The 26,179-nt window shown below is 39.0% G+C and carries 20 protein-coding genes and 1 pseudogene; all 21 read right to left on the reverse strand.

The window, feature by feature from the left end:
• Window positions 1-166 precede the first annotated feature (166 nt).
• Window positions 167-2,344: pseudogene (locus tag K8B81_RS21075) on the reverse strand (TonB-dependent receptor).
• 78 nt (window positions 2,345-2,422) lie between these two features.
• Entirely contained in the window at window positions 2,423-2,746 is a 324-nt protein-coding gene (locus tag K8B81_RS00825) for a DUF6660 family protein (RefSeq protein WP_115887035.1), read from the reverse strand.
• Between the two features lie 81 nt (window positions 2,747-2,827).
• Complete coding sequence (locus K8B81_RS00830) at window positions 2,828-4,036, reverse strand: hypothetical protein (protein ID WP_144213033.1); 1,209 nt, start codon at window positions 4,034-4,036, stop codon at window positions 2,828-2,830.
• Window positions 4,037-4,490: 454 nt separating this feature from the next.
• Window positions 4,491-7,013, reverse strand: coding sequence for a multicopper oxidase domain-containing protein (locus tag K8B81_RS00835; RefSeq protein ID WP_115887343.1), 2,523 nt, complete (start codon window positions 7,011-7,013; stop codon window positions 4,491-4,493).
• A gap of 28 nt (window positions 7,014-7,041) precedes the next feature.
• Window positions 7,042-7,533, reverse strand: a complete 492-nt coding sequence (locus K8B81_RS00840) for a DUF305 domain-containing protein (RefSeq protein ID WP_115887037.1) — start codon at window positions 7,531-7,533, stop codon at window positions 7,042-7,044.
• Window positions 7,534-7,656: 123 nt separating this feature from the next.
• The gene (locus K8B81_RS00845) at window positions 7,657-8,529 is read right to left on the reverse strand and encodes a DUF2911 domain-containing protein (protein ID WP_115887038.1); all 873 of its coding nucleotides are present in this window, start codon (window positions 8,527-8,529) and stop codon (window positions 7,657-7,659) included.
• 13 nt (window positions 8,530-8,542) lie between these two features.
• Window positions 8,543-9,787, reverse strand: a complete 1,245-nt coding sequence (locus tag K8B81_RS00850) for a hypothetical protein (RefSeq protein ID WP_115887039.1) — start codon at window positions 9,785-9,787, stop codon at window positions 8,543-8,545.
• Between the two features lie 23 nt (window positions 9,788-9,810).
• Window positions 9,811-12,348 (reverse strand): heavy metal translocating P-type ATPase, encoded by a 2,538-nt coding sequence (locus K8B81_RS00855; protein WP_115887040.1) that lies wholly within the window; start codon window positions 12,346-12,348, stop codon window positions 9,811-9,813.
• A gap of 89 nt (window positions 12,349-12,437) precedes the next feature.
• Entirely contained in the window at window positions 12,438-12,977 is a 540-nt protein-coding gene (locus K8B81_RS00860; protein ID WP_115887041.1) for a DUF3347 domain-containing protein, read from the reverse strand.
• Between the two features lie 18 nt (window positions 12,978-12,995).
• A complete protein-coding gene (locus K8B81_RS00865) occupies window positions 12,996-14,210 on the reverse strand; it encodes an efflux RND transporter periplasmic adaptor subunit (protein WP_115887042.1) in 1,215 nt (404 codons plus the stop codon).
• Window positions 14,211-14,221: 11 nt separating this feature from the next.
• Entirely contained in the window at window positions 14,222-15,553 is a 1,332-nt protein-coding gene (locus K8B81_RS00870; protein ID WP_115887043.1) for an efflux RND transporter periplasmic adaptor subunit, read from the reverse strand.
• On the reverse strand, window positions 15,531-16,781 hold the full coding sequence (locus K8B81_RS00875) for a TolC family protein (RefSeq protein WP_223678188.1): 1,251 nt from the start codon (window positions 16,779-16,781) through the stop codon (window positions 15,531-15,533). Before K8B81_RS00875 ends, K8B81_RS00870 begins: the two co-directional genes overlap by 23 nt.
• Complete coding sequence (locus tag K8B81_RS20925; protein ID WP_244201556.1) at window positions 16,765-18,714, reverse strand: efflux RND transporter permease subunit; 1,950 nt, start codon at window positions 18,712-18,714, stop codon at window positions 16,765-16,767. The genes K8B81_RS00875 and K8B81_RS20925 overlap by 17 nt, the downstream gene beginning before the upstream one ends.
• Window positions 18,686-19,996, reverse strand: coding sequence for an efflux RND transporter permease subunit (locus K8B81_RS20930; protein WP_115887044.1), 1,311 nt, complete (start codon window positions 19,994-19,996; stop codon window positions 18,686-18,688). The genes K8B81_RS20925 and K8B81_RS20930 overlap by 29 nt, the downstream gene beginning before the upstream one ends.
• Before the next feature lie 4 nt (window positions 19,997-20,000).
• Window positions 20,001-20,471, reverse strand: coding sequence for a heme-binding domain-containing protein (locus K8B81_RS00885; protein ID WP_115887045.1), 471 nt, complete (start codon window positions 20,469-20,471; stop codon window positions 20,001-20,003).
• Window position 20,472: 1 nt separating this feature from the next.
• The gene (locus K8B81_RS00890; protein WP_115887046.1) at window positions 20,473-21,159 is read right to left on the reverse strand and encodes a DUF3347 domain-containing protein; all 687 of its coding nucleotides are present in this window, start codon (window positions 21,157-21,159) and stop codon (window positions 20,473-20,475) included.
• Between the two features lie 59 nt (window positions 21,160-21,218).
• Window positions 21,219-22,064 carry a DUF3347 domain-containing protein gene (locus K8B81_RS00895; RefSeq protein ID WP_115887047.1) on the reverse strand — a complete coding sequence of 282 codons (846 nt, stop codon included), beginning with the start codon at window positions 22,062-22,064 and terminating at the stop codon, window positions 21,219-21,221.
• A gap of 152 nt (window positions 22,065-22,216) precedes the next feature.
• Window positions 22,217-22,585, reverse strand: coding sequence for a hypothetical protein (locus K8B81_RS00900; protein ID WP_115887048.1), 369 nt, complete (start codon window positions 22,583-22,585; stop codon window positions 22,217-22,219).
• Between the two features lie 422 nt (window positions 22,586-23,007).
• A complete protein-coding gene (locus K8B81_RS00905) occupies window positions 23,008-24,291 on the reverse strand; it encodes a hypothetical protein (protein WP_115887049.1) in 1,284 nt (427 codons plus the stop codon).
• 192 nt (window positions 24,292-24,483) lie between these two features.
• Window positions 24,484-25,788: a PcfJ domain-containing protein gene (locus K8B81_RS00910; protein WP_115887050.1), complete on the reverse strand. Its 1,305-nt coding sequence runs from the start codon at window positions 25,786-25,788 to the stop codon at window positions 24,484-24,486.
• Window positions 25,785-26,171 carry a Cas9 inhibitor AcrIIA9 family protein gene (locus K8B81_RS00915; RefSeq protein WP_115887051.1) on the reverse strand — a complete coding sequence of 129 codons (387 nt, stop codon included), beginning with the start codon at window positions 26,169-26,171 and terminating at the stop codon, window positions 25,785-25,787. Before K8B81_RS00915 ends, K8B81_RS00910 begins: the two co-directional genes overlap by 4 nt.
• Window positions 26,172-26,179 lie beyond the last annotated feature (8 nt).

Below are 26,179 nucleotides of genomic sequence, written 5' to 3' on the forward strand. Positions count from 1 at the left end.
TAAGAAAATTTTCTAAAAGTGCGTTTGTGTGTTTTGCAACATATTGTATATCATATATATATGAAATAAAAAAGACCTTGGAATACCACTCCAAGGTCTCTGAAAATATGGCAATCTTTAGGCGTAATTCCGTAGTCCGAAAAATTGACTGCCACTGTATTTCGCTTTAAATTTTTATCTTTATTCCTGCATTCACAACAAATCCGTCCAGAGGAGCATAGATATCTTTGAAAACAGGATTTGAAATAGGACCTGTATATATGCTTCCAAATTTAGTTTGCCGGGTATCAGTAAAATTTTCAAAATTGGCATAAAGGGAAAAATTTTCCCAAAGCCTTTCTGCCATAAAGCCAAAAATCCAGTAAGCTGTTCCGGTCGTGCCATCACTTAATTTTTGATTGCTGTAATAGTAAGCTTCTAAACCAACTTTCCATTTATCTTCAACTTCATACATTAAAACATTATTTAATCTGTGTTTTGCGGTAAGAGGATTTTCGGATTTTACTCCATTTGCATTTATAGAAGCATCAGTGAAGGTATACCCCAGAAATAATTTAAAATCTTTATATCCTAATTTCACATTTGTTTCAGTTCCTTTAGTATCCAAATATCCATTAACATTTGCAAACTGATAAAGGTCATCAGGAAGAGAATTTAATATAAGAGGATTATCAACATTCGTGTAGAAAAATAACTGATTCCATGATAAGGAAAGGTCATTGGTAATTTTAGTTTTATAGTTTATATCAAAGTTAACACCGTAGCTTTTTTCAAGTTTATTGAAATCGCTGTTAATAGGCAATACATTTCGATATTGGATGCGTTCGCTTTCTTCTGTAAAAATCGTTGGTGTTTTGTAGCCTAGGCCTCCTCCAATTCTGGATGTAAGCTTAGAATTGAATTTAAATAATGCCGAAATTCTCGGAAGGAGAGAATATCCGTAATCAATTACATAATCACTTCTGAGGCCTGTTTCAATTTCCAGCCATTCTTTTGCTTTTATGGTGTTCTGAAGGAAAGCCCCATATGTTATCTGATTATAATTTCTTAACGGAAAAGCGGTTGGACTGTTTTAAGTAAAGCTGTCCGTATATAAATTTACACCAGCAGCCCATTGAGCAATTTTGCCGTTTTTAGAATAACTGATTTCAGAAAAGGTACTATTCTGCAGACCATCAAATACATAATCAGGAATGGTGATGACACGGCTGAAATTATTAAAACTGTTTTTAATTGTAACCGATTCCTGCTCATTAAATTTATGTGTCAGGGAAAATTGCGTGCTTATTCTCTGTGTTTTATTCTTTTCGAAATAACTGTCAGGATATTTACTTTGATCTTTGATGTACTCAATATTTCCGCCTAAACGGTTTTCAAAAACGGTATTGATGCCGAAATTAAGTTTGGTATTTTCATTAAAATTGACAAAAAGTTTAGGGTTAAAATTAAAACGCTCAAATTTAGGAATAGCTGTAAGCTGTATATGAGCGGGATCATAAGGAGCGTTGCGATCGTGGGAAGCAAAGACAGTTAATCCAATTTTATCAAACTGCTGAGAATAAAATCCATTTATATCCAGTCCAAGAGCTGAAGTTCCATTAATTAAAAATCGCAGCTCCCTTTCTTCGGTCGGGGTTTTAGAAACAAGATTTACTAAACCAGCGATTGCTCCTCCACCGTAAAGAGTAGAGGCGGAACCTTTGATTATTTCAACCTGCTTTAAATCTAATGGAGGAGTCTGCAGTAACCCAAGTCCGCTTGACGCGCCAGAGTATAAAGGAAAACCGTCTTTTAGAATCTGGGTATATCTTCCGTCTAAGCCTTGAATCCTGATGGAAGAATTTCCTGAAGTTGCAGAAGTCTGCTGGGTCTGAATTCCGGTACTTTCATTAAGCATCATACGAATGTCTCCGGGTTTCATATTGGCTTTTTCTTCCAGCTCTTCTCCGGCAATGAATTCAACTCTGGTTGGAATATTGCTGATGGTTCTGGTACCTCTTGTTGAAGTAACAATAATTTCTTCCATTTCTTCAGCCTCTTCTTCCTCGCTCTGCAATTTTATTTCTATAAGACTGACAGTTGAAGGTACTTTAAAAAGCGTTTTATTTGGGGCAAATCCTTCTATTGAAATGGATAATGTGTAATCTCCATCTTTTAAATTTTCAATAATGATGTTGCCATCATTACCAGATGAGATAACGGAATTGGTTTCTTCAATTTTTGCTGAAGCACCTTTTACAGCTTCATTATTATCAGCATTCTTTATATGAAAAGTAATTTTATTCTGTGCCTGCGCAGTGCCAATAGATGTTATTGCCACAATCAGTAAAATATATTTGAGCATTTAGATTTTTCTTAATGGTTAATAGACATAATAGCCTTACATGATTAAAGAATCATGCAAAATAACACTGTTTTTAGACTAAGAAATTTTGGGAGGCTGCCAGATTTTGCAGATGAATGAAGAATCAACAAATTTATTGTAAGTTGGTGTTGGCGAAACATCGTGCAGAATAAATTCTAATTTTTCAGTAATAACTGCAGAGTTAAAATTTATTGTAAACCCCACACAAGTCCCGCAGGAATAAAAGGGGGAGCATTTTCCATTGCAGTCATTACCGCAGTCATGTGAATCATTACCGCAGTTTTTCTCTACTGCGCATTTTGAGTGTTTCACTAATGCAGAGCATGGTACTGTTGAAAGGAACAGTACTATAAACGATATTATTGTTGCCAATGCTTTCACACTGCGAATTTAAATATAAATTATGATTAAAAATGTATTTTTATTATAGTCATTCTCCAAGCAAATGCATTAAAAAATACTTTAATTTAAGTGCTTTTTTTTAAGTGTCTTTAAATTTAGGGCATTAAAATTATACGAGACCATAAGATAGCTCCAAAGAGCCAGCTTATTTTCATCTTGTATTTTTGGCAGGTACTGCATAGCCCCTGATGACTTATAAAATGAAAAGGCATAATTTATTTCTATTTCTCTGACAGGCATGTATTTTATTGAAAAATCATTTTCAAACCCAAGAAACTTTGACATTTCCTGACCTGAATTATTTAAAAGGGGATATTGGGTGTAAAATAAGTGAAAATCGGAGCGAAGTGTTAATTTATTGTTTAGCGGAATTGTTGTAAACAAATAAGGATTTACCAACCCTTTTCCATTAACATCATTTGGAAAACGTGTAAATACATTCATGTTTCCATTGAATTTCCATGTAACCCCATACAATACATCAAAATCCCCAGACCTGCTGCTAGACAATTTAGATTTGCTTCCGCTAATTATTTCAGCACCTAAACGCCAGGTAGATTTTAACAGCGACAATTTAATCTCAGGCTGAAAATAGTACGCCAATAATTTTTGACCTTTAACATTACGGCCAAACTGCAGATAGGAATTTAGGGTATAATACCATTGCTTATTTCTAAAATCTATCCGGCCACCCATCGTTGCACGAGTATATAGTTGCTGCGAATTTGCGTTCTCTAAAAAATCAACTGCATTTAATGAGTTAAATGAAAATCCTTTACTAGTATTGTAAATAAGGCTATTTGCCAGCAGATATTTATATTTATTGGAAGCTACAGGTGAATAGGCCGGCTCAAATCCAGTATTGTAATCTCTGGTAAATAAAAAGAAAAAGTCATTAGAGAGATGTTTTGAATATTTCATTATTCGGATTCCTTCATGAGCTCTTCCTTGCTGTGCCCAGGGCGCATCAGAGAACAGTCTGCCATTATCTAATAAAATGCTTTGCCTTCCTAATCGTACATTTAACGATTTAAATTTAGTTTCAAAATACAACTGAGAAAAATTGATGCTTTCTACTTTGGAGGCCCTGTTGTTTTGGTCCCAAAGATGAATTTCCTGCAAATCAGATTTTATTAGCCATTTTTCTCTTGCATACTGCATAGAAAACCTATTTCTCTGCGTGATGTAAAAATAAGGATCGGCAGAGTCGTTTGGAGGCAGTACATAATTTGAAGTGTACTCGGCTCGTGGCCTTATTTCTATGTTCATTAAAAACTGCTGAGATATGGTGTCTTTTTCCTGAGCACTTAATTGAATGATAAATAAAAAGAGAAAAAACAGTAGGTGTTTTTTTTGCTGCCGTTTTAATTATCATACTTCTTATATCCTATAGAATTAGTATGTAAAAGTAATAATTGTAATTTTATTTCCAATATTCTTTCTCAATGTCTTATTGTTAATTTACTAAGTATTTTGTTAAAATAATTTTTAAAGATTGTTTTAATTCTTGAAGCGGCATATTTAAAGCATACTATCACAAATCCTCATCTTACTATAAAAAGAAGGATCTGTTTTATAGTCTAATAAAAGAATGCCAATCTTTAATTTAAGATTGGCATTCTTTAATTGATAAATAAAGTTGTGATATCAGCGGCACCTTCTAATGATCGAGTGTCGGTTTAATCCATTGTAATGTATATTTTTATATTCTAATCAGACAACATTAATAATTTAAAATAAAACCGGCGCCAAAGCCCATATCGCTGTCATAGTGGGAAGAAAGAGAACCCCATCTGGTGATTATATACCGTAGTCCTGCCATATATTCCTTGTCGGTGTTCCACATCAAATTCATTCTTAGCCTTTTGGAAACTGGAATGTCCTTACGTTCAAACTGTAATCTGACTTTACCGTCCGTAAAAACTTCAGCCTGTGCAACTATTAGCATGGGAAGGGTGTAATTGACCCCTAAACTTGCTACGGCACGTTTATCTTTAGTATTGTTTTGTCCAAAAAGGTTTCTTTCTTGTACATCTTCTCCCATTTTTCGATATCTCCAGTCAAATCCGACAAATGGCATTAACCATTGCATTTTTCCAATATATCGTCCAATATGCGTCTCGGTTTCATAACCATGCATCTCATTATATCCTAATCTCCATTCGGTTCCAATACTCCAGCGCGTACTTTGATACATTGCTTCACCATCATTTCCATTGGTTGCAAAGTCGTTCTCTGCCATAAAATGGAATTTTCTGTCATCGGCAAATAATTTTCGTTGTGCTAATTTAGGATCTGGTATTTCAGGATTGGCAGGTTGATTTTCATAGGTAAAAACCCTTCCCATTCCGCTCATCATATGGTACAAAATATGACAGTGAAAAAACCAGTCTCCCTCTACATTGGCATTAAACTCCAAAGTATCGGTTTCCATCGGCATTATATCAATCACATTTTTTAATGGTGCATATTCTCCCTGTCCGTTAAGGACCCTGAAATCATGCCCATGCAGGTGCATTGGATGGCGCATCATAGAATTATTATGCAAAATGATTCGTACATTTTCACCTTTTTTGATTAATATTTTATCTGATTCAGAAACTACTTTATTGTCCAGACTCCATACATATCGATTCATATTACCGGTCAGCTCAAATTTTAATTCTTTTACCGGGGCATTTTCAGGAAGTGTTGTTTTGGTTGGGGATTTTAGCATTGCATAGTTCAGGGTGGTAATATCTGAAAGCGCATTGGCGTCGTATTGTTCGGCACCCATTTTCATACCGTCCATCTCCATATTTTTTTTTGGTTTTAGCGCACCAGTAATTTCAGGATACATTACTACATTCATATCCATTTTATTGAGGCTCATGCTCATTCCCATATCATCCAGATCACCATTCATTTTCATCATGCCATTCATCATTTTCATTCCTTCAAAGTATTTGAGTTTAGGCAGTGGTGCTGCGAGTTGTTTAATTCCGCCGCCAATGTACAGGGAGGTAGATTTTGTTCGGTCCTCTGATGTTGCCAAAAATTCATAAGCGGTTTTATCTGCAGGTATGGTTACAATTATATCATAGGTTTCAGAAACTGCAATAATTAAACGATCTACATCAACCGGCTCTACGTCATTGCCGTCATTGGCAACAACTGTAATTTTTCCACCAGCGTAGGTCAGCCAGAAATAGGTTGATGCACCGCCATTGGCAACTCGCAGCCGGACTTTATCACCTGCTTTAAATTGGGAAAGCTGACTTTCACTTTTTCCATTAATCAAAAATTTGTCGTAATATACATCACTGACATCCATGGCATTCATACGTTTCCATTCATTTTTAATTTTGTCCTTAAAATATCCTTGTCTTACCGCTTCTGCATAGCTTTGCGTTGTTCCTTTCTTAATAGCAAACCAGTCTGATGCATTATGCAGCAGACGGTGTACATTTTCAGGTTTCATATCTGTCCATTCGCTCAGTACTATCGGAACAGTCGGCAGATCATCTATTCCTTTTCGGAAAGTTGGAGCATCGGTTTTTTTATTCATAATAAAAGAACCGTACATGCCAATTTGTTCTTGAAGTTCAGTGTGGCTGTGGTACCAGTGTGTGCCATGCTGAATAATAGGAAAAGTATACAGATGTGTCGTGTGCGGCTTAATTGGCATTTGTGTCAAGTTTGGCACACCATCATACTTATTGGGTAAGAATAAACCGTGCCAGTGCAGAGAAGTGTCTTCATTGAGTTCATTATGGACATAGATTTCAGCAATATCCCCTTCTGTGAAGGTCAGGGTAGGCATGGGTATTTGCCCATTAACAGCTATAGCTCTTTTGGGTTTTCCTGTAAAATTTACAATGGTATCTCTTACATAAAGATCATACCGGACTACACGAGGCTGTGGGTTATTTTCTCCAGCTGCTTTTTGAGTGTTTATATCATTGCTGCTGCCCTTTACTGGCGCTTCCTGTTGGCTGGCTTGCTTTTTGGAAACCTGTTTTTCATTGTCCTTATGGGATGATGCTTCTTTTTGTTTTTTTGTTTTTTCCGGTACTAGTTTCATGCCGCATTTTGGACAGTTTCCCGGTTTGGATTCGTGAATTTCAGGATGCATGGGACAGGTGTAAGTAGAAGACTTTGACTCTTCTGTGGGCTGTTTTTTATCCATCTCCATTCCTTTCATATCCTGGGCTTGGATTATGGCAGGGAAAATTATAACGATGAGCATTGTCAGTATATTTTTCATCTTTCTTTTTTTACAGATTGTCATTCTATTATTTTTTTTCCATTTCATTCAATTTGGCTTTCATTTGTGCAATTTCTGCTTGTTGCGCTTTTATAATGTTTTTTGCCAGCTGGCTTGTTTCCGGATCCTGAAGAACAGTTTTTTGGGCCATCAGTATTGCCGCTGCATGGTGTGGTATCATTGATTTTAAGAATTGTTTGTCATCAACTGCTGCTTGCTGTCTGATGCAGGAAAAAAAAATTACTAGAGCAAGACTCCCAGCGGCAAGTATTACTTTGTTCCACATTTTATTCATATACATAGTGCGCATTACTATAATCTCTATAATGAGCATTGGCATAGTCATAAGTGCTGCCATGTAAAACTGATTTAGATTGGGAATTGCATTAGCAAATACATCAACCATCGAATACATCAGCACATACATGGAAATAAATGATAGTACTGCCATAAGGGCTAATTTTTTGTACATTTCTAAGTTTAACTCTTCTGAATGCTTAGTTGTGTGTTCGGTTTTCATGATTTTTTATTTAAAGGTTATTTAAATTCATCGATTTACCCTGAACAAAGAAAGCTTAGAGATAGTAGCTTAAGAAGGTACAGGGGACATTATTTATGCTCTTAATATATCAATAAGGCTTACTTAATTATTTTTAGCTAACAACTCCAATTCTGCGACCTGGTTTTTCAATTTCTCCACACTTTTCATTTTTTTCTGTTCTGCAATAGCTAATGCTTTCTTGGCAGCTTCTACGGCACCAGAATAGTCTTTTAGTTCTACAGATAGTTTTTGCCTTAAAGTTGGATAATAAAAATTCTCAGGATCAAGTTTTTCTGCCTCCATCAGCCAGGATATTGCCTGGGTATTGGCTCTCCCGGTTATGGAATAATAATTTGCTGCCTGAAACAGCAAAGCGGCATTTTGACTTTTCTCCCTAACGAGATGTTTATCTATCAAGGCTAGTATTTCTTGGTCAGCTTTGCTTTTGATTGGAATTTTAACCAGGGTATTTTCCCATGCTATCTTCAGGGAACCTTCGCCTTTGCTGTTAATGTCATTTAATTCTATAGTAAATGTCTCATAGAAGTTATCCGTTTTTTCTGCTGGAACTACAAAACGCATGATGTCCTTTTTTTCATCATAGCCTGTATCCCCGTGCAAGGCAGTATCAGTATTTATAATGATGGTCCACTGATTTTCTGATGGAATTGAGAATATAGAATAGGTGCCTGCTTTTAAAATAGTATCTCCAAAAGTGATATCTTCATTGGTGCTTATTGTTGTACAATCGCTGGCACCTGTGCGCCAGAGTTTGCCAAAGGGCACCAGTTCACCAAATATTTTCCGCCCTCTGACTAAAGGCCTGCTGTAAGCCATTTTGATTGTTGAACTTCCGATCTCTTGTTGAAAAGAGGCTGACGGACTTGCGGGAGGGAGTTTAATTTGAACTTTTTCCTGTGCAGAAAGAGATAATGATTGCAGGAGAATAAAGCTTATTAGAATTATTTTTTTCATAGAATTTTTAATTTTAAATTGATTTGGCTATTTTTTCCATTATCGAATGGTCGCTGCCAAATTTGCATATAGCATCACAATTGGCTCTTAATTCGGAAAAAAGAATATACTTTATATTCATTTTTGAGTTTTTTATGGCGGGTCTATTTAGTTGGAGTATCACATCTTTTTCGCGGTTATTGGGTATAATTATGTAAAAAACTTCCTGTCCGCTGGAAATACTGAAATAAAGATCAGACAGGCGCAGTATGCCGGAATAGATACTGGTGCTTTTTTCTACTTCAAAGGCGCCTATGATTTTGTTTGTACCTTTCTCGAACCAGAGTACATCAATAAGCCTGATAGTGTTTTGAGTGTCTTTATCGGTGGGCAGCTCAGGGAATTTCGCTAGTGATATAAAAGAAAAATTTTGGCCATTAAATGATTTACTTTTATCATTACTTGCCGGTGTAACATCAAAACCAAGAGAAATGCCAATTTTTAATAGATGATATTGCATTTCGCTGTGAAGATTTTCTTCGAGCCTTTCTTCGAGTATTTCTTTTTGCCGCTTGTGAATGTTTTTCTCGAACCTTGAACGTTCCGCCTCGCTCAGATATTCATCGCTGCCGATCAGCATTTTCTGGGTCCCAATTTCAAAACACAGTCCAGCAATGGCGCCAAGGTCATTTGAAAGCTGTGATTTATACAGGAGATTAGTCTGGATAACAGTTTCTCTTATTTTTAAATATTCTGTCCAGCTGCCTAATTTTTTTTTGTCTTTAAAAAGAAAATTAAACCCGTTGACAATGGCAGTGTTAAAAGGAGGGAACCAGGTTGGGTGCATGAAATACAAAATACTGGCTACTGCCGGCCCTAGGCCCTTAATTTTTAATTGATCAAGTTTTACAATTTCCTTCAGAACCTGTTCTTCAGATTTTGCATTGATGCAGTTTTCAAGGAACTGACCAAAAGCTGATTTATTGTTTTGATTTTCATAGATGTCAGGTATGCGCAATTTGGGTTTCCAATAAAACGGATGGGAAACGCCTACAAAAATTTGTTTCTGTTCTGCAATGCAGCTCAGAACAAATTCCAAACTGCTTCCTTTGAAATCGTTGGGAAAGGTTTGGTTTTTAATATCTTCAATAACTTGCAAGACACCGCGTCTGATAGTACGAAAAGCCTTTAATCTTTGGTCGTTATCTATAAACCAGGTATTATAGACACTTTCGCTGTCATTTTTATACTGCTCAATAATTTGTGCCAGATTGGTCATTTGTATGCTAAATTATATGTTATTTAGAGTTTTAAACTTCTTAAACGCAAGGCATTGACAATTACTGAAACAGAACTGAAACTCATGGCCAGGGCGGCAATCATGGGCGAAAGCAATATTCCGAAAAACGGATATAAAACTCCAGCTGCAACGGGAACCCCTAATACGTTGTATATAAAAGCAAAGAATAGATTTTGTCTGATGTTGCTCATTACGGCGTGGCTCAGGTTTTTTGCTTTGACAATTCCTTGCAAATCCCCTTTTACCAAAGTAATCTTGGCACTTTCTATGGCTACATCTGTTCCTGTTCCCATCGCAATACCTATATCCGATTGTGCCAAAGCAGGCGCATCATTTATACCGTCACCTGCCATAGCAACAGTTTTTCCTTCGGCTTGTAATTTCTGGATTACTTTTAATTTATCCTCCGGTAAGCAGCCTGCTTGAAAAGAAGTCAAATGAAGCTCTTCGGCAACAGCCTGGGCGGTATTTATATTATCTCCCGTAAGCATGATTACTTCAACTCCCTGGCGCATTAATTCTTTTACGGCAGCAGCACTAGTTTCTTTTATGGCATCGGTTATCGTTACAAATCCCACTACGTTTTTATCCACAGCGATGTAAGAAACTGTCTTTCCTAATTTTTGTTCGGCAATAATTTTCTCTTCTATGTCAGCAGAAACAGTGACGCCTGCGTGCTCCATTAATTTTTTATTCCCTAATGCCGTCTTTTTACCGCTAGCAGTCCCAATAACTCCTTTTCCTGCGATGTTTTCAAAATCATCGACTTTTGTCAAAGAAACATTTTTTGCTTTTGCAAATTCCACTACGGCTTCTGCCAGAGGATGTTCGCTGTACTGATTTAAAGACGCTGTGTATTGCAGCAGTTCATCTTCTGAATATTGCAGTGCTACAATTTTTTCTACCGAAGGTTTGCCTTGGGTAATTGTTCCTGTTTTATCAGTAATCAGAACATTTACTTTGTTCATTTTTTCCAAAGCTTCGGCATTTTTTATAAGAATTCCTGATTGTGCTCCTTTACCAACCCCCACCATTACTGACATGGGTGTTGCTAAACCTAATGCACAAGGGCAGGCAATTATCAATACTGCAATAGCGTTGATAAAGCCGTAAACCATTGCCGGTTCCGGACCAAATTTTGCCCAGATGAAAAAAGTAAGAAGAGAAATTATAACAACAATCGGTACAAAATATTTAGCGATGCTGTCTGCCAGTTTCTGAATTGGTGCTTTGGAACGGCTTGCATTATTTACCATTTGTATAATTTGCGAAAGCAGGGTTTCTGAACCTACTTTTTCTGCAATCATAACAAATGATTTGTTCCCATTGATAGTTCCTGATGACACCATGTCTCCCATTTTTTTATCCACAGGAATTGGTTCACCGGTAATCATCGATTCGTCTATTGTACTTTCACCATCAGTTATTTTCCCATCCACAGGAATTTTGTCTCCGGGTTTTACGCGTAATAAATCACCTTTTTTGATATCGTGGATTGAGATTACCTGATCGCGGCCATCAATTACCAAGGTAGCTTGGGTAGGAGCCAGTTTTAATAATTCTTTTATAGCACCACTGGTTTGGCTGTGCGCCCTGGCTTCAAGTAACTGTCCTAACAAAACCAAAGTTAGAATAACTGTTGTAGCCTCGAAGTATAGAAGCACCGTTCCGTGTTCGGTCTTGAATTCGCTTGGAAAAATATCTGGAAAAAAAATACCGGCCAAACTAAATATAAATGCCACTCCTGTACCAATACCGATAAGGGTAAACATATTGAGATTCCAAGTAATTATTGATTTCCATGCTCGCACAAAAAATATCCTGCAGGCATAAAAAACCACAGGAAGAGACAAAACAAGTTGTACCCAGTTCCATTTAGAGGCATCCATTAGTTGAAGTAAAGGATTGTTGTGCACCATTTCTATCATTGCGATGGCAAAAATGGGAACAGTAAATACTACCGCTATTTTCATTTTCTTAACCAAATCCTTGTAAATTCTCTGGTCTTGGCTTTCACTTGGCTGCAGCGGCACCAGATCCATCCCGCAAATAGGGCATGAACCCGGCGAATCGGCTATAACTTCCGGATGCATTGGACATGTATACTGCTGAACCTGGGCAGCAGCTGGTTCTTGCACCAAATGCATTCCACATACAGGACAATCTCCTGCTTTATCATACATTTTATCTCCTTCACAATGCATCGGGCAATAGTATTTACCACCCGCATGATTATGTGCAACGGCTGTCGTTTTATGATCATCTTTGCGGGCATCATCCTTAGCAGTGCTACAGCATGACTTTTCCGCTTTTTTTTCATCCGAATGGGGCACATGAGCCATTTCAATGGTGTACTTTCCAACCGCAGTCAATGCTTCCTGGAGCTCTTGGACAGCAATATGTTTTTCCATTGTTATGGTTGCTAATGGAGGATCTAAAGTGACTTTTGCCTTTATTCCCTCTACGGCATTTAGCGTTTTTTCTACTTTTGTACGACATCCATCGCAAGTCATCCCCGAAATTGTATAGGTGTGTGTCATAAGGTTATTTTTTACAGTTTTGATGCGTTATTTTTTTGAACCTATTTTGAACCAATTGTTTAACACTAAAAAATAATCTTAGATTCTGATTATTTAATTATTTCTTTAACCTCGCCGCACTTGAGCATTTTTTCTCCAAAGTAGGGATTTCGTACTTCCTTGGTAGAACTGATCCATACTGCTCCTTTGTTGCCGAAAGCCATTGGACAGTATTCCACGTATAGCTCAGCGTCAGCCATTCCTGTTTTTTTCAGCAGGCTGACCAGTTCATTACTTAGATCAGAATAAGCAGCTCGCTGCTTATCGATATCTGGAGCTGAAACGATTGCTGCTGCATCTGCTGCAAGATTGCTGCTGCTGCGGATTTCCAGTGCTCCCGCCTCAATTGCATTGGCCGCCAGTTTTGCTTCCGCGACATTATCTTTGGCAAGGGCTGCTGTTAAATGGACATAATGGCTGTATATGGCGTTTAAAATATCGTCATTTATCTTCACTATGGATTCCTTTGGAATTACTACAGAAGTTTTGTTTTCAGGCGGAACCTCTTTCTTTTTGTTTTCACTGTTGCCGCAGGCAGTAAGTAAGAAGATTATTGATATTGGAATTCCGATTTTTATTAATTTTTTCATTGTCTGTGTGATTGATTATTACATTTTCATTCCTGACATGGGGTTCTTGCCTTTTTTTAATATAAATTCACTGTAAAGGAGATAGGCACCGGATGCAACGACGATATCTCCTTTTTTTAAGCCGCTGGTAATTTCGACTTCACTGAAGGTTTCTGAACCAATGGTAACCATTCTAGGCTGATATTTGCCTTTTTCGATTTCAATCCAGACATGTGTGCCGCTGCCGTCTCTGATTACCGCATCAACAGGCAGGGTCAGCTTCATTTTTTGCTCTGAGGAAGGAAGCAAAACAATCGCCTGCTGACCTGCCTGCCATTGGTTATTTGAATTGGCGATGGTACCGCGCAGCTGTATTGTCTGTTTGCTTGCCTGCAGGGCAGGATTTATAAAGTCGACCGTCATCGTTTGGGGCTGATCTTCATAACCTGGAACTATGACTTTCACTTTTCGGCCTGCTTTAATTTTACCAGCATCTGCGGGATAGACATCAGCTTCGACCCATAGGCGATTGTAATCTTCCAGTTTCATAATGGAAGCTCCTTCCGTAACATATTGGCCTTCTGTTATGGATATTTCTGCCACTATTCCTGAATCTGGAGCGTAGTAAACAACATAGGGTGATGCTTTTTGTTTTTTGAACAATTCATTAAGCTGCGCTTCAGACTGCCCATACAAGAGCAGTTTTTGTTTTGCAGCATTTTTTATCTGGGCAAAACGTCTGTCCTCAGAAAAGCTTGCAGCCTGTGCTGTGGCAAGGAGGTACTCCTGCTGAAGGGCTGAAAGCTGCTCTGAATATATTCTGTATAAGGGCTGGCCTTTTCGAATCGGAACCCCGGTTTCTTTTATATACAACTCTTCAATCCTTCCTTCGACACGACTTGAGATGTAAATGGTCTGCTCGGGGTCAGTAACCAGACGTCCGTTGAGACGGGAAGAATTTGAAAATTCATTTTCCCCGGCAGTTATTGTAGTGAGATTGGCTAATGCCTGCTGGCTGGGACCCAAGGTTAGAAAGTCCTGTGCGTTGTTTTTTTCGAAGGGCACTAAATCCATGCCACAGATCGGGCATGAGCCGGGGCCATCTTTTACAATTTGCGGATGCATGGGACAGGTATAAGTTTGAGCTTTTTGCTGACTGACCTTTTTTTCTTCTTTTTGGGCACACGCTGCAAATAGAAGCGGAAAAACCATTGCAATGAGCAAAATAGTACGAATTAATATTTTATTGTTCATAGCCTATTTTTTTATTTATGTTCTGAAACTGTCTTGATAAAACTCTCACTGTCTATCATGTAGGCAGCATTACTGGCAATATCCCAATCACTTATGTCTTGATCGATTAGCACCATTCCATCAGCATTGTTTTTCGTTTTAACTTCTCGGGGAACAAACACGTCCTGCTCTTTTTTGAAAACAATGGACTTATTTCCCAAATTAAGAACGGCACTTTGCGGAAGCCACCAGCCTTTACTGACAATTGGAATGGCAGCAGTAACTAATTTGCCGGTCTGAAATTTGTTATCCTGCAAATAAATACGTGCTATGGTAAAGTTGCCTCCCTCTTTAAAGACGGGCTGAATAAGTCCGATGGTGCCGCTATACACGGTTTGCTTATCTGACGGTTCATAAAACACCAATTTTTGTCCTTTTTTAACCCGGGATGCCACCGATGGATCAAAAGCAAATTCGGCGATAAGGTTTTTGTTGGTATAAATTGTAAAAAGGGATTGTCCCGCACCAATATATTGCCCTTCTCTCAGGATAACAGCTGGTGCTGCAGGGGAAGATGCACTGCTGGCTGACGCTGCATTGCCACTTGAACCCATTGCGCCCATACCATCATCTGACGCGGCGCTTTGAGAAGAAGCCGCCGGAGCTGCTGCAGACGCGTTTGCCGCTGCACTGTTGTCCAAGATGTATCCGGAGGCGTTACTGTAAACCGGGATGCGATAGGAAATTTTAGCTGTTTTTAATACCTGTTGGATCTGTTTTTGCTGCATGCCTAACAAAGACAGCCTTTCTTTTGCTTTTTGAAGCATTGGATTGTGGGGGTCAGATTGATAAATAAACAACAATTCTCTTTGCGCGGCAGCCAGATCAGGTGAATAGATTTCCATGATCAACTGTCCTTTTTTTACGGGCTGATAATTGTACTTAATCAGCAGGCGTTCGATCCTCCCGCTTACCCTGCTGGAAATACTGGTCTGGCCGCGGCTGTCGTAGGTAATAATTCCTTGTACCTGCATGGAGATTATTTTAGTCCCTTTCTCAGGTTTTATGACAGATATATTAGAAACGACCTGTTCATTGACTGGTTTTATAAGGTGTTTCAGGCTGCTGTCTATAGCTGTTTCCGTACCAGGGGTATGTCTTGGAACCAATTCCATACCGCATATCGGGCAGCTGCCTGGCTTATCCAGAATAACCTCGGGATGCATTGGACAAGTATATTTCTGATTTGCACTATGCTGATGCACTGGCTTACTGTTATGCTCGGTTTTATTGTTACAGGCTGTCAATACTAATATAGAAACCAATGACAATGCTGCCAACTTAGCGATATAGTTCTTTTTCATAATCGACAATCATTTGATATAGTTTTAATTTTTCATCCAATAAGTTATTCTGCAGCATATTTAAAGCTTCCCAGGAATCAATTACTACAGGAATCTGCAGTTTGTTTTCCTGATAGTTCAGAAAGTTTACATCCAAGGATTTTTGCATAGAAGGGATTATTTTTGTTTCGAGGCCCTGAATCTTTTTTTGCATGGTCAGTATTTCATATTGCATGCCATACAGCATCCCCTGGGTTTCCTGCAGCATGGCAGATTTCTCTTTCTGCATTGCCTGTACATTATACTGCATTGCCTTGACATCTGATTTATACATTTTTGATGACCACGGAGCAATTGGAATGGACACCATCGCCATTGCAGAATAGGCTTTAGGCATCATTTTATCAAATGAATTCATATGGTCAAACTGAAATTTGAAAGAAGGATTTTTTTCAGCTTTCATTGCCTCTATGCTCAATTGCATTGATTCAATTCCGGCATTCATTTTTTTGATGTCTCCGCGTGCGGCAGCTATGCTTGTGGTATCGTGAAGAGCGGGATTAAAGACCGGAACAGCGGTTGTGTCTATCGAAAAATCGGCATTCCCGGGCTGGTTCATCAAACTGTTAAGCCAGGCCCTTGCTTTGGCTATTTCACCTTCCTGCATGCGGATCATATTTTTATTTTCTTCGAGCCGGGCATCAATCTTATACACATTGCCCAATTGAGACTGATTGTAGGGATACCTTACTTCCTCAATTTTCTTCATGGTAATCATAATTTTTTCGTTCCGATCCAAGACTTTGATGCGCTGTTCGGCCACCATCCAGCTGTAGTAGAGCTGTTTGGCTTTCGCCTTATAATCGTTAAGGGTAACAGCACGGGTAGCATTCTCAATATTTCCCTGGGACTGGATGAATTTTTTCTTTTTGTTTAATTTTCCGAAATTTGGGATATCCTGTTCAACTCTGAACATTAAAGATCCTTTGTCGCGGTCATCCATAACTTCCTGAAAAGGATAGGGCGTCATAAATGTCCCGACACCCACCATTGGCGCCATCCATGCCGTAGCGGCATCGGCGCTGTATTTGAACCCTTCTGCCTTTAAGTTATAACTCTGCAGCAGCACGTTTTTTTTATCAATCCTCTGAAGGATCGTATCAAGAGACAAGACCTGTTTGGTCTGGCTCAATAGCTGTAATGGCAGCAAAAGCAATAGTACTGCCAGTATTTTAATGTTTGACATCATGTACTTCAAGTTTTCCATATTTTCGTAATTCATATTCTTTAGACATTAGGAAAATAAGCGGGGTTACTAATAAGATATGTACGGCAGAGGTAAATACCCCGCCAATCATAGGCAATACAATTGGCTTCATTACATCCATTCCAACGCCATTAGACCATAGGACGGGAACCAGTCCAAATAATGAAACGCAGACTGTCATTAGTTTTGGACGAAGCCGTTTTGCGGCGCCATGCACCACATATTCCCTGAGATCCTCTTTTGTGATTGTTTCACTTGAATTTCCTTTGGCCCTGATGAGCTGCTCCATTGCATCATTGAGATAAATGACCATCACTATTCCGGTTTCGACAGCAATTCCGAACAGGGCAATAAATCCAACTGCTACAGCCACTGATAGATTGACATCCCAGAAAAAGATTATATAGGCACCTCCAATTAAAGCAAAAGGCACTGTTATAAGGCTCAGGAAGGCTTCTCTGAGAGAGTTAAAAGCAAAATAGAGAGAGAAGAAAATAACAAGCAATACGATTGGGGCAATGATTTTAAGGGTCTTTTCTCCGCTGATCAGGTTTTCATATTGTCCGCTCCATTCTATAAAGTACCCTTGTGGGAGTATTTCTTTGGCATTTTCTAATTTTTTCATGGCTTCCTGAACAGTTCCTCCCATATCACGGTCGCGGATATTGAACATAACGGCCCCGCGCAGGAGCGCATTTTCTGAACTGATCATAGGAGGGCCGTCTACAAACTTAATATCAGCAACAGCAGAAAGGGGAACCTCTCCAAAGGTTGGGGACTGCAAGGGGATACGTTTGATGCGTTCCACACTGTTTCTATAGTCCTGAGCCATACGCACACTGATTGAGAAACGTCTTCGCCCTTCAACTGTATTGCCAATAGATGCACCGCCTAAAGCAAATTCCACGGTTTGGTTTACATCATCCACGGTTAATCCATACCGGGCCAGTTCCGGGCGATTGACATTTACATCTAGATATTTGCCGCCGGTTATAGGATCCACAAATAAGTCGGAAACCCCTGGCGTTCCCTCTAATGCCATTTTTACTTTCTCAGATACACGTGCAATGGTGTCGAGGTTTTGTCCATAGACCTTAATTCCCACGTCGGTACGAATACCTGTTGCAAGCATGTTGATACGGTTGATAATTGGCTGTGTCCAGCCGTTTACTACGCCCGGAATCTGAAGTTTGGTATCAAGCTCCTTAATAATATCTTTTTTATCAATTCCTTCACGCCACTGTGATTTTGGTTTGAGCAATATTATGGTCTCAATCATGCTCATTGGGGAATTATCCGTAGCTGTGTTTGCCCTTCCGGCTTTTCCCAGTACGCTTTCTACTTCAGGAACCGATTTTATTATTTTATCCTGTACCTGCAAGATGCGCTTAATTTCTCCATTCGAGATATCAGGCAGCGTGACAGGCATAAACAAGATGCTCTGCTCATCAAGGGGCGGGACGAACTCTGTTCCAAGGCGCATCAACAATGGAATGGAAATCAACAAAGCCAAGATGTTAACCGTCAGGGTTGTTTTTCTCCATTTGAGAACCCATCTTATAATGGGCTCATATCCTTTTTCAAGAAAACGATTAACGGGATGGGAATCGGTAGGCCTGAATTTTCCTTTCATAAAAAAAGAAATCAGTACCGGTGCCAGCGTAAGTACAAGCAGTGCATCCACAACCAATATGAAGGTTTTTGTGTAGGCCAGGGGATGGAATAATTTCCCTTCCTGACCGCTAAGCATAAATACAGGCAGGAAAGAAGTGATTATAATAACAGTGGCAAAGAATACGCCGCGAGAAACCTGCTTGCTGCTTTTCTCAATTATTTGTATTCTTTCCTCTTCGGATATCCACTGTGGCTTTTTGCGAAATATATTTTTAATTCTTTTCATCTCGGTTTGTTTCATTTTTTTGTTCGGACTGCCATTGGGCGTAACGCTGTGATAGATGCTGATAAGCATTCTCGCTCATTATAATTCCATTATCGACAATAACACCAATAGCCAAAGCAATACCCGTTAATGACATTATATTGGATGAGATACCAAAAGCATTAAGCAGTATGAAACTTGCTGCAATTGTAATTGGGATCTGGATGATAATACTTAACGCACTGCGCCAGTGAAAAAGAAAAATAATAACGATAAGGGATACTACGAGCATCTCTTCAATCAAAGTTCGTTTAACCGAATCAATAGATTCTTTTATCAGATGCCCCCGATCGTATACAATGTTGAATTTTACTCCTTTGGGTAGCCCTTTGGCAACTTCCTTCATCTTTTCTTTGACATTATCAATAACGGCATCTGCGTTTTCACCGTAACGCATAACCACTATACCTCCAACGGCTTCACCTGTGCCATTATGGTCAAAGATGCCTAATCGGGTTTCCCCGCTCATCTGGACAGTTCCTATATCGCTTACTTTTACAGGAATGCCATTCTGGTTTTTCAGCGGGATATCCTCGATCTCCTTAATGGATTTAAGATAACCGGATGTCTTAATGATGTAGCCGATATCACTCATGTCGAATTTTCTTCCGCCGCTTTCATTGTTATTGGCACGCACGGCGCCTATGACCTCCGGGACAGACAGCTTGTAATACAGCAGTTTGTTTGGATCAAGTGTAACCTGATATTCTTTCTGGAATCCTCCAAAAGAGGCAATTTCACTTACTCCCGGAACATTCTGCAGAGCAAACTTCACGTACCAGTCCTGCAGGGCCCTTTGTTCTCCCAGATCAATACCTGGAGCATCAAGGGTATACCATAGTATATGACCAACCCCGGTTCCGTCAGGCCCCAACTGTGGGGCAACTCCTTTGGGCAGGGTGCTGCTAATAGTACTGAGCCTTTCCAGCACTCTTGATCTTGCCCAGTATACATCGACATCATCCTCAAAAATGACATAGATAAAACTCATGCCAAACATGGAAGCTGCCCTTACATATTTAATTTGAGGCAATCCCTGAAGGTTTGTTACCAAGGGGTAGGTGATCTGGTCTTCAACGAGCTGTGGAGCACGTCCCATCCATTCTGTAAAAACGATTACCTGATTTTCAGATAAGTCGGGTATAGCATCGATGGGATTTTTTTGAATAGAGATAATACCCCAAACAAATATTCCTGCGGATAATAGTAATATGATGAACCGGTTACGCAGGGACCATTCTATTAATTTGTGTACCATAGGTTTAATTTATTTTAGAAAGACTATCATTTACTTTTTCAATCCAGCTTATAAGCTGCTCTTTTTGAACAGCTGTCAATACTGCATTTTTATGGATTAATGTGTAAGAAGGCAATGGCATCTCGTTTGCTTTTATCTGCTTTGAAATCCGGTCTAATTTATTCTGCTGCTTTCTTTTGGAATAGTTTCCCCATTGGCTGAAATTCAAATTTTCTTTTCCTTCTTTTATGTGTCCTTCCATAAGGGTACGCGCTGGCTGGATGTAGGAGTACCATGGATATTGTGTGTTGTCGCTGTGGCAATCATAACAGGAGGTTTCAAGAATCGCTTGTACATTTTTGGGAATGGGATATACTTTTGAAATGTGAATTGGTAAAACCTGCCCGTAATCGGAATTTCGGGCAGGCTGATACAATTGCATCAGTAGAAAAATAATTAACCCAGTAAAAAGAATCTTTCTGGTGAACCGCTTCATTTTACAATTGCTTTTTCATTGAACCGCAGGTAAGCATCTTAGAACCATAATATGGGTTTTTTATCTCTTTTGTCTCACTGACCCAGATGGCCCCTTTCCCGCCGTCATACATTGGGCAATAGTCCTGATATAATGTTTTTGAAGTTCCGAAAACCATGATCACATCATTCATGTCTTTACTCAACAGGGCGAAATGCTCTCTTTGGTGTTCGATATTACCGCCATTGGCCCCGATATGTTCGGCATGTTCTTTGGCGTCATCTGCAATATCGAGATAATCTGCTTTTATTTTAGCATCTATTAAATCTGGATTTACCTTGTTAAAGGCTGCATGCAGTGCTTTTCCGGCATCTGCTGCTCCTTTTGTGTCATCTTTTGTTAATGCATTTTTAAGCGCCAGGTAATTGTTTACAATTTCATCTGCAGAAAATGGTGCACTGGCTTGGCTAGTTTTTATTTCTGCACCTTTTTGAGTAGTTTGTTTTACAGGCTCTGTTAATTCCATTCCGCATTTGGAACATTTGTCTCCTTTTTTTCCCGTAATTTCAGGATGCATAGAACAGGCGTACAATTCCGTGTCATTCTGGGTTACAGCAGCAGCATCGGGAGCTGTGACTTCTTTGTTTTTTGAATTGCATGCTGTAAGTACAGCTGCCATTACAATTGTCGAGATAATTAATTTTTTCATTTTTTTAGTTTTATTATTTACAAAATATCATTCTGTCCAACACTTTTTGTTAGATAGCCTTATTTGATTGTTTCTATTGTCGAACCGCAGCTAAGCATCTGCGAACCGTAATACGGATTTCTGATCCCGCTTTCTTTGCTCAGCCAATTTGCATCAACCATTGGGCAGTGGTTGTAATAAACCGGCTGTGGCTGATCGGTAGTTTTTATAAGATCGTAAGTGTTTTTGGATAGGCTTTTAAAGGATTCTCTTTGTTTTTTGATATCCTGGCTTTCGGAAATGTTTTTTGCATCTGCAGCCAGACTTTTCATTACATTCATCCATGCAGTGTGTTCTTTTGGCTTTAGGTTATCCATTTTAACAGCATTGACCGCAGCAAGAAGCTCTTTGGATTTCACGCTGGCAGTTTTAGCATCCGTTTTCACTAAAGCATCTTTTAGATCAAAATAGCTGTCGAAAATTGCTTTAAAAGGACTGTTCTCTTGTGCATCAGAAGGAATTGCGGCTGCATGCTGCGAATGATCCATTTTGTCCATATCCAATTTCTTTATTGGGGCCGTCATATTTGTTCTTTCATACTGGCAGCATTGCGGAAGTTTTGCATAGGCGTCGGCAGGAGCTAAGAACTGGTCGCTGTCATATCCGGCTAAGGCAATTCGTTTTAGGACCTCGTCCTGATTTGTTTTCTTCTCATCGTAGGTAATGGCCGCTATTTTGGTGTTTTGGTCCCAGTTTACCGAAACGATATTTTTGATGTTTCCTGCTTTTTCAATAGCAGTCTTGCACATTAGACAATTACCGTAAATTTTAGCATTTACAGTTTTTGCATTTTTTACAGGTGCGCCAAACACTATGACTGACAGCAATAGAGCAATTGCCATCAATCCTTTTTGAATTGATTTCATTTTAAAATGTATTTGATAGTGAAAATGATGCTTTTGAGAAATAATTGTGCATACAAGGCGTATAGAACAATATTCTACAAAAGCGAAAAATTAAAAAAATGAGGCAGATAGGCTTCCTTTTTTGACACACTTATGGCTGTCAAAAAAGGTATTTAGCTTATTTTAGGGATAAGCCAGATAGAGTAGAAACCCGATAAAATCGATGTTTCTGAATTATAGAATGTCTGTTTTTCAGAAAAAAGGCAGATAGAAGTATTTTTGAATTCCGGGTAGGTTAAAAAAACAATTCCCCCGCTGCAAACTGAAACGCAGCCGCAAGTGCGATGCCCGCATTTTCCGCCACAGCCTTCATGATTTCCCTTTTTTGAATGACAGCTGTTTTCTGAACAGTCATCATGATGGGCTGCATTAGCTTCCTTTTTGCAGGAAACTTCCTTAGAAAGATTTCCACATGCAAAACTTGCCATCGGCATCAAAAAGAGGCCTAAGGTAACAATTAATATGATGTGAAGTCTTTTCATGAAAAGTAAAAATATGAAACAAATATAATTATATAAATTTACTAATAATTAAAATTAATGTTAAAAGTGTTAAATTTGAAACCCATTTTCTTACTAACTTTTACATGAAGCAGCAAAAGATCCTTTGGATTTCCGTCGTGGATGTCTGCGGGAAGACCGCTTTCAAAAGCTAACAGATAAAATGGAAAAAGTTTCCGGCTGTAAAAAACGTGGGAAAAAATCAAGGATACGGTGCAGCCATTACCGAATGCTCTAATTCGGCACCGGGACATATTGCAAAAGTTTCAAAGAAACTTCAATGCGGTGTAGAACGATAAATTCTGGGCTCATATGAAGACCTGATTCTTTTTTCTGGAATGCTGAGCAATGCGATAAAAAGACGCTGATCGAAGAATATCCCAAACGTGTCACCAGCAAAAGATTTATTTTGGAAACTCTTTTTCTGTGCCGTGTAGAAAAGTGTGTTTTGTAAACCAGCCGAGCGCCTTTACATCGTTTCTTATCATTTCTTCATGCTGAGGGCTGTATTTTTCAATTTTGTCAATATGCGCGAACAGGAACCTGTGGCTGCGGTTTGTCGAAATCAGAATCATTGACTTGCTTTTATAGCCTGTAAAGAGGTTGCAGCTTTCTATTGCCAGATTATTTAAAGTATTGATCATTTCAAAGTCCATCTGGTCTGTATAAAATGTCAATAGCAGGCCTACGCCGTCAAAATCGCCGAACCGTCTTCCGAAATTCAGTCCTGAAACATCCTTGTAGCGGTCATGAAATTCAAAATAACTGTTGGCGATGGATCGTCTGGTAAGCCGGTCAAAGGAAAGCAGTGCTTTTGCAAGGCCGAGCCTCATTGGGGTCAAATTTTTCAGAAGATCGTTCTTTAATATTTCATTCTGCACAAAACCGTCTATGAAATAGCTCGCTTTATCAGCTTTAGCTTTATTTTTCACCTTTTCTTCTGCCGCAAAAGAATCCCAGTCTCCGTCTATTATAAGATAGATCCCGTTTGAATCCTCACTTAAGGCTTTGGGAAAGTTTCTGGTATTTTTAAAAAAGTGTGAGAGCAGATCCTTTTCAGTGCCTGAGATCAAGATGTAATTATTTGTGATCTGATCCCTGAGCTCAAAGAACTCTTTCTGTGTTTCGACAGGAAAATCAAATTCATCGCCGGGCATAATGATAGTGGTCCTGCCTTTAAAAAGCTTCTCTCTTTTTTCCAGATAATCGATAAAGTCAGGAATAGTGTCGAGCTGATCTATAATGGTCTGAAAGGAATCCTTGTCAAAAAGCGTTACGTAGTCATCATTTTTTGTGGTTTGGTTAAAGGGATAGAACTTTACGCCCTCTCCCAGATTTATTACAATCCTGAAAACTTTTTTTATCTGTTCCCTGGGAAAGATCTCAATTTCTTTGTCCGGATGTTTAATCTGCACTTCTTTGGCACTAAACAAGGTACGGCATGCGCCGTGGATCTGCTTGACTGCCTTTTCAATTGTATTGTTGAAGTACCTGAAATGGTTTCCCTTAAACTCGTAGTTTTTAACCGAGATGATAATGAGAACTGAATTGAAGATGATCATCAGGTCGCAGATTTCCTTTTTATCCCCATTTTCATGTTTCGGTCCAGGATAGCACCAGTACTTAAGGAATGATCTGTATGCCAGATCATTTACAAAATCTTCACCTATTTGTCCTTTGTCATCCATATTGCCGGGTTTACCTGATTGGATAGAAAATTACTAAAAATTTTGGGGTGCACAGCAATTTTATGATTATATTTTTAAGCAGGTAAAGGTTTGAATTTCAAAAACAATGTCTGTATTTAAGACAGCATCCAAAACCTTGAAGTGTCTGCGCCGCCACAAAAAAGCCGGCATAGATACCGGCTTTGTTATACTTTAGACTTTCTTCTGCTTTTGTTTCATCCTGGCTTTAATCTGATACAGATTTTTAGACATCAGGCTCAGAATACGTTTGTGGTGCTTGGAAGCATTGTTTTTCATGCCCCTGCATTGCAGGATCTCCATACGGCTTAGTGATACTTCAATGGTTTCAACTGATTTTTCAGCCATCTTAGCCGACAGTATCAGGGAATCTTTTCTGTCATAGTATTCATTGGTAAAAACACAATGCCCTAAATCGTCGCCCTCCTGCATGAAATCCTTAACGTTTTCAATTACAGAGATACTAAGTTCCTTTTCCTTGAAAAACAGTCCAAAAAAACGTTTTTTATCACTTGCGTACCTTTTCTGCGCTTTTTCGATTTCAAGGCGCAGATCCTGCAGTTTTTTCTTTCTGAGCAGTTCCCTTTTTTTCTGCACCAAATGGTCGTGCGCCATGCTGAGATTTTCGGGACAGACATAAGCAGGACAGGACAGGTCTTTTTTGAAATATCGGAGCAGTTCGAGATAATCTTCCCAAATCTGCACATCAGTGATTTTATAATTTTTTCTGATTACAGTTTTGACTGCCTGCCAGTTGTATTTAACACGCTGACGTGAAGCACCAAGATAATACTGCAAGAGGTTCTGCTGTTTTGCCTTTAGCAGGGTTTCTGCTGTGGGATCGGTCAGCAGGGATGAAAAGAGCAGGTGCGGGGCAATATTGTATACCGAGTTTTTGAAACCGTTCCTTTTCAAAAGCGGAAGCACTTTTACCTTTGGATAAACTTTGAAGGGATTGATGTAATATTTGGCATTTCGAAAGAAATCCTTTGGTTTGATTTCAAGGGGGGAATAGAATTTCCAAGCATCTATCGTATTTGAAAATACATTAGTGCCTATTGAAAAACTGCGGACTTCCCCTTTTTGGCTTATCCAATGCTGCATCACTTCTTTACAGAAGTAAGTCGGCATAAAATTTTTCTTCATGTGTTTGTATGCGATTATTATCCTAACAACCTGATATCCAGCACAGGTTTCCAATATGGCAAAATATTCTATTTCTTTGAAATGTACTTGATTACACGCCTGCATTTTAAGTTTTGCTTTACAGTGGGCGCAATTGATGAATTTACAGCAGGATTCGCTGTCTGAGGGTTTCCAAGAGTGCGCACACTGCAGGCAGTAGAATTTTCCTCTTGACAGAACAGCCCAATCCAGAAAAATATTTTTTTCAGCCCAAGCTTCAACTTCGCGCGTTATCGGAGCAAGTGAAGCGCTTAGTGCTGTAAGCTGTTTTTCGATGCTGGTTTTGGGTATCATAGGTCAAAAAGTGTTAAGGCGGTCTGCACGAGTTTAACTTCCTGTTTTACTTGAGGTATGGTTTCGCTACTACTTGACAACGTGTGTATTTCAGGCTGAGAGAACAGGTCTGTTTTTGCAGGTGTCTGCACTACAGCCCTGCACGATACAGGGGCAGGAATACCGATGGAATCATCGGTGTAGTACTTAACTGCCATGTCAAAGATTTCCTGATTGTCAAAGGCGCACAATCCTGTTTTTTTGACCTCGCCAAAAATGTAAATGCAACAGCTCTCGATGTTTTTGGTTTCTTTGGCAAGGCTGTGCGCCAAGACTGAATCGCCCTGCGCAGTAGTATTGAGATAATTCTCTATAGCGGTCTTAAAGTTCTCTGATGGTTTCATGATGGAAA

The sequence above is a fragment of the Flavobacterium hibisci genome, from assembly GCF_020026925.1.
Classification (GTDB): Bacteria; Bacteroidota; Bacteroidia; order Flavobacteriales; family Flavobacteriaceae; genus Flavobacterium; species Flavobacterium hibisci.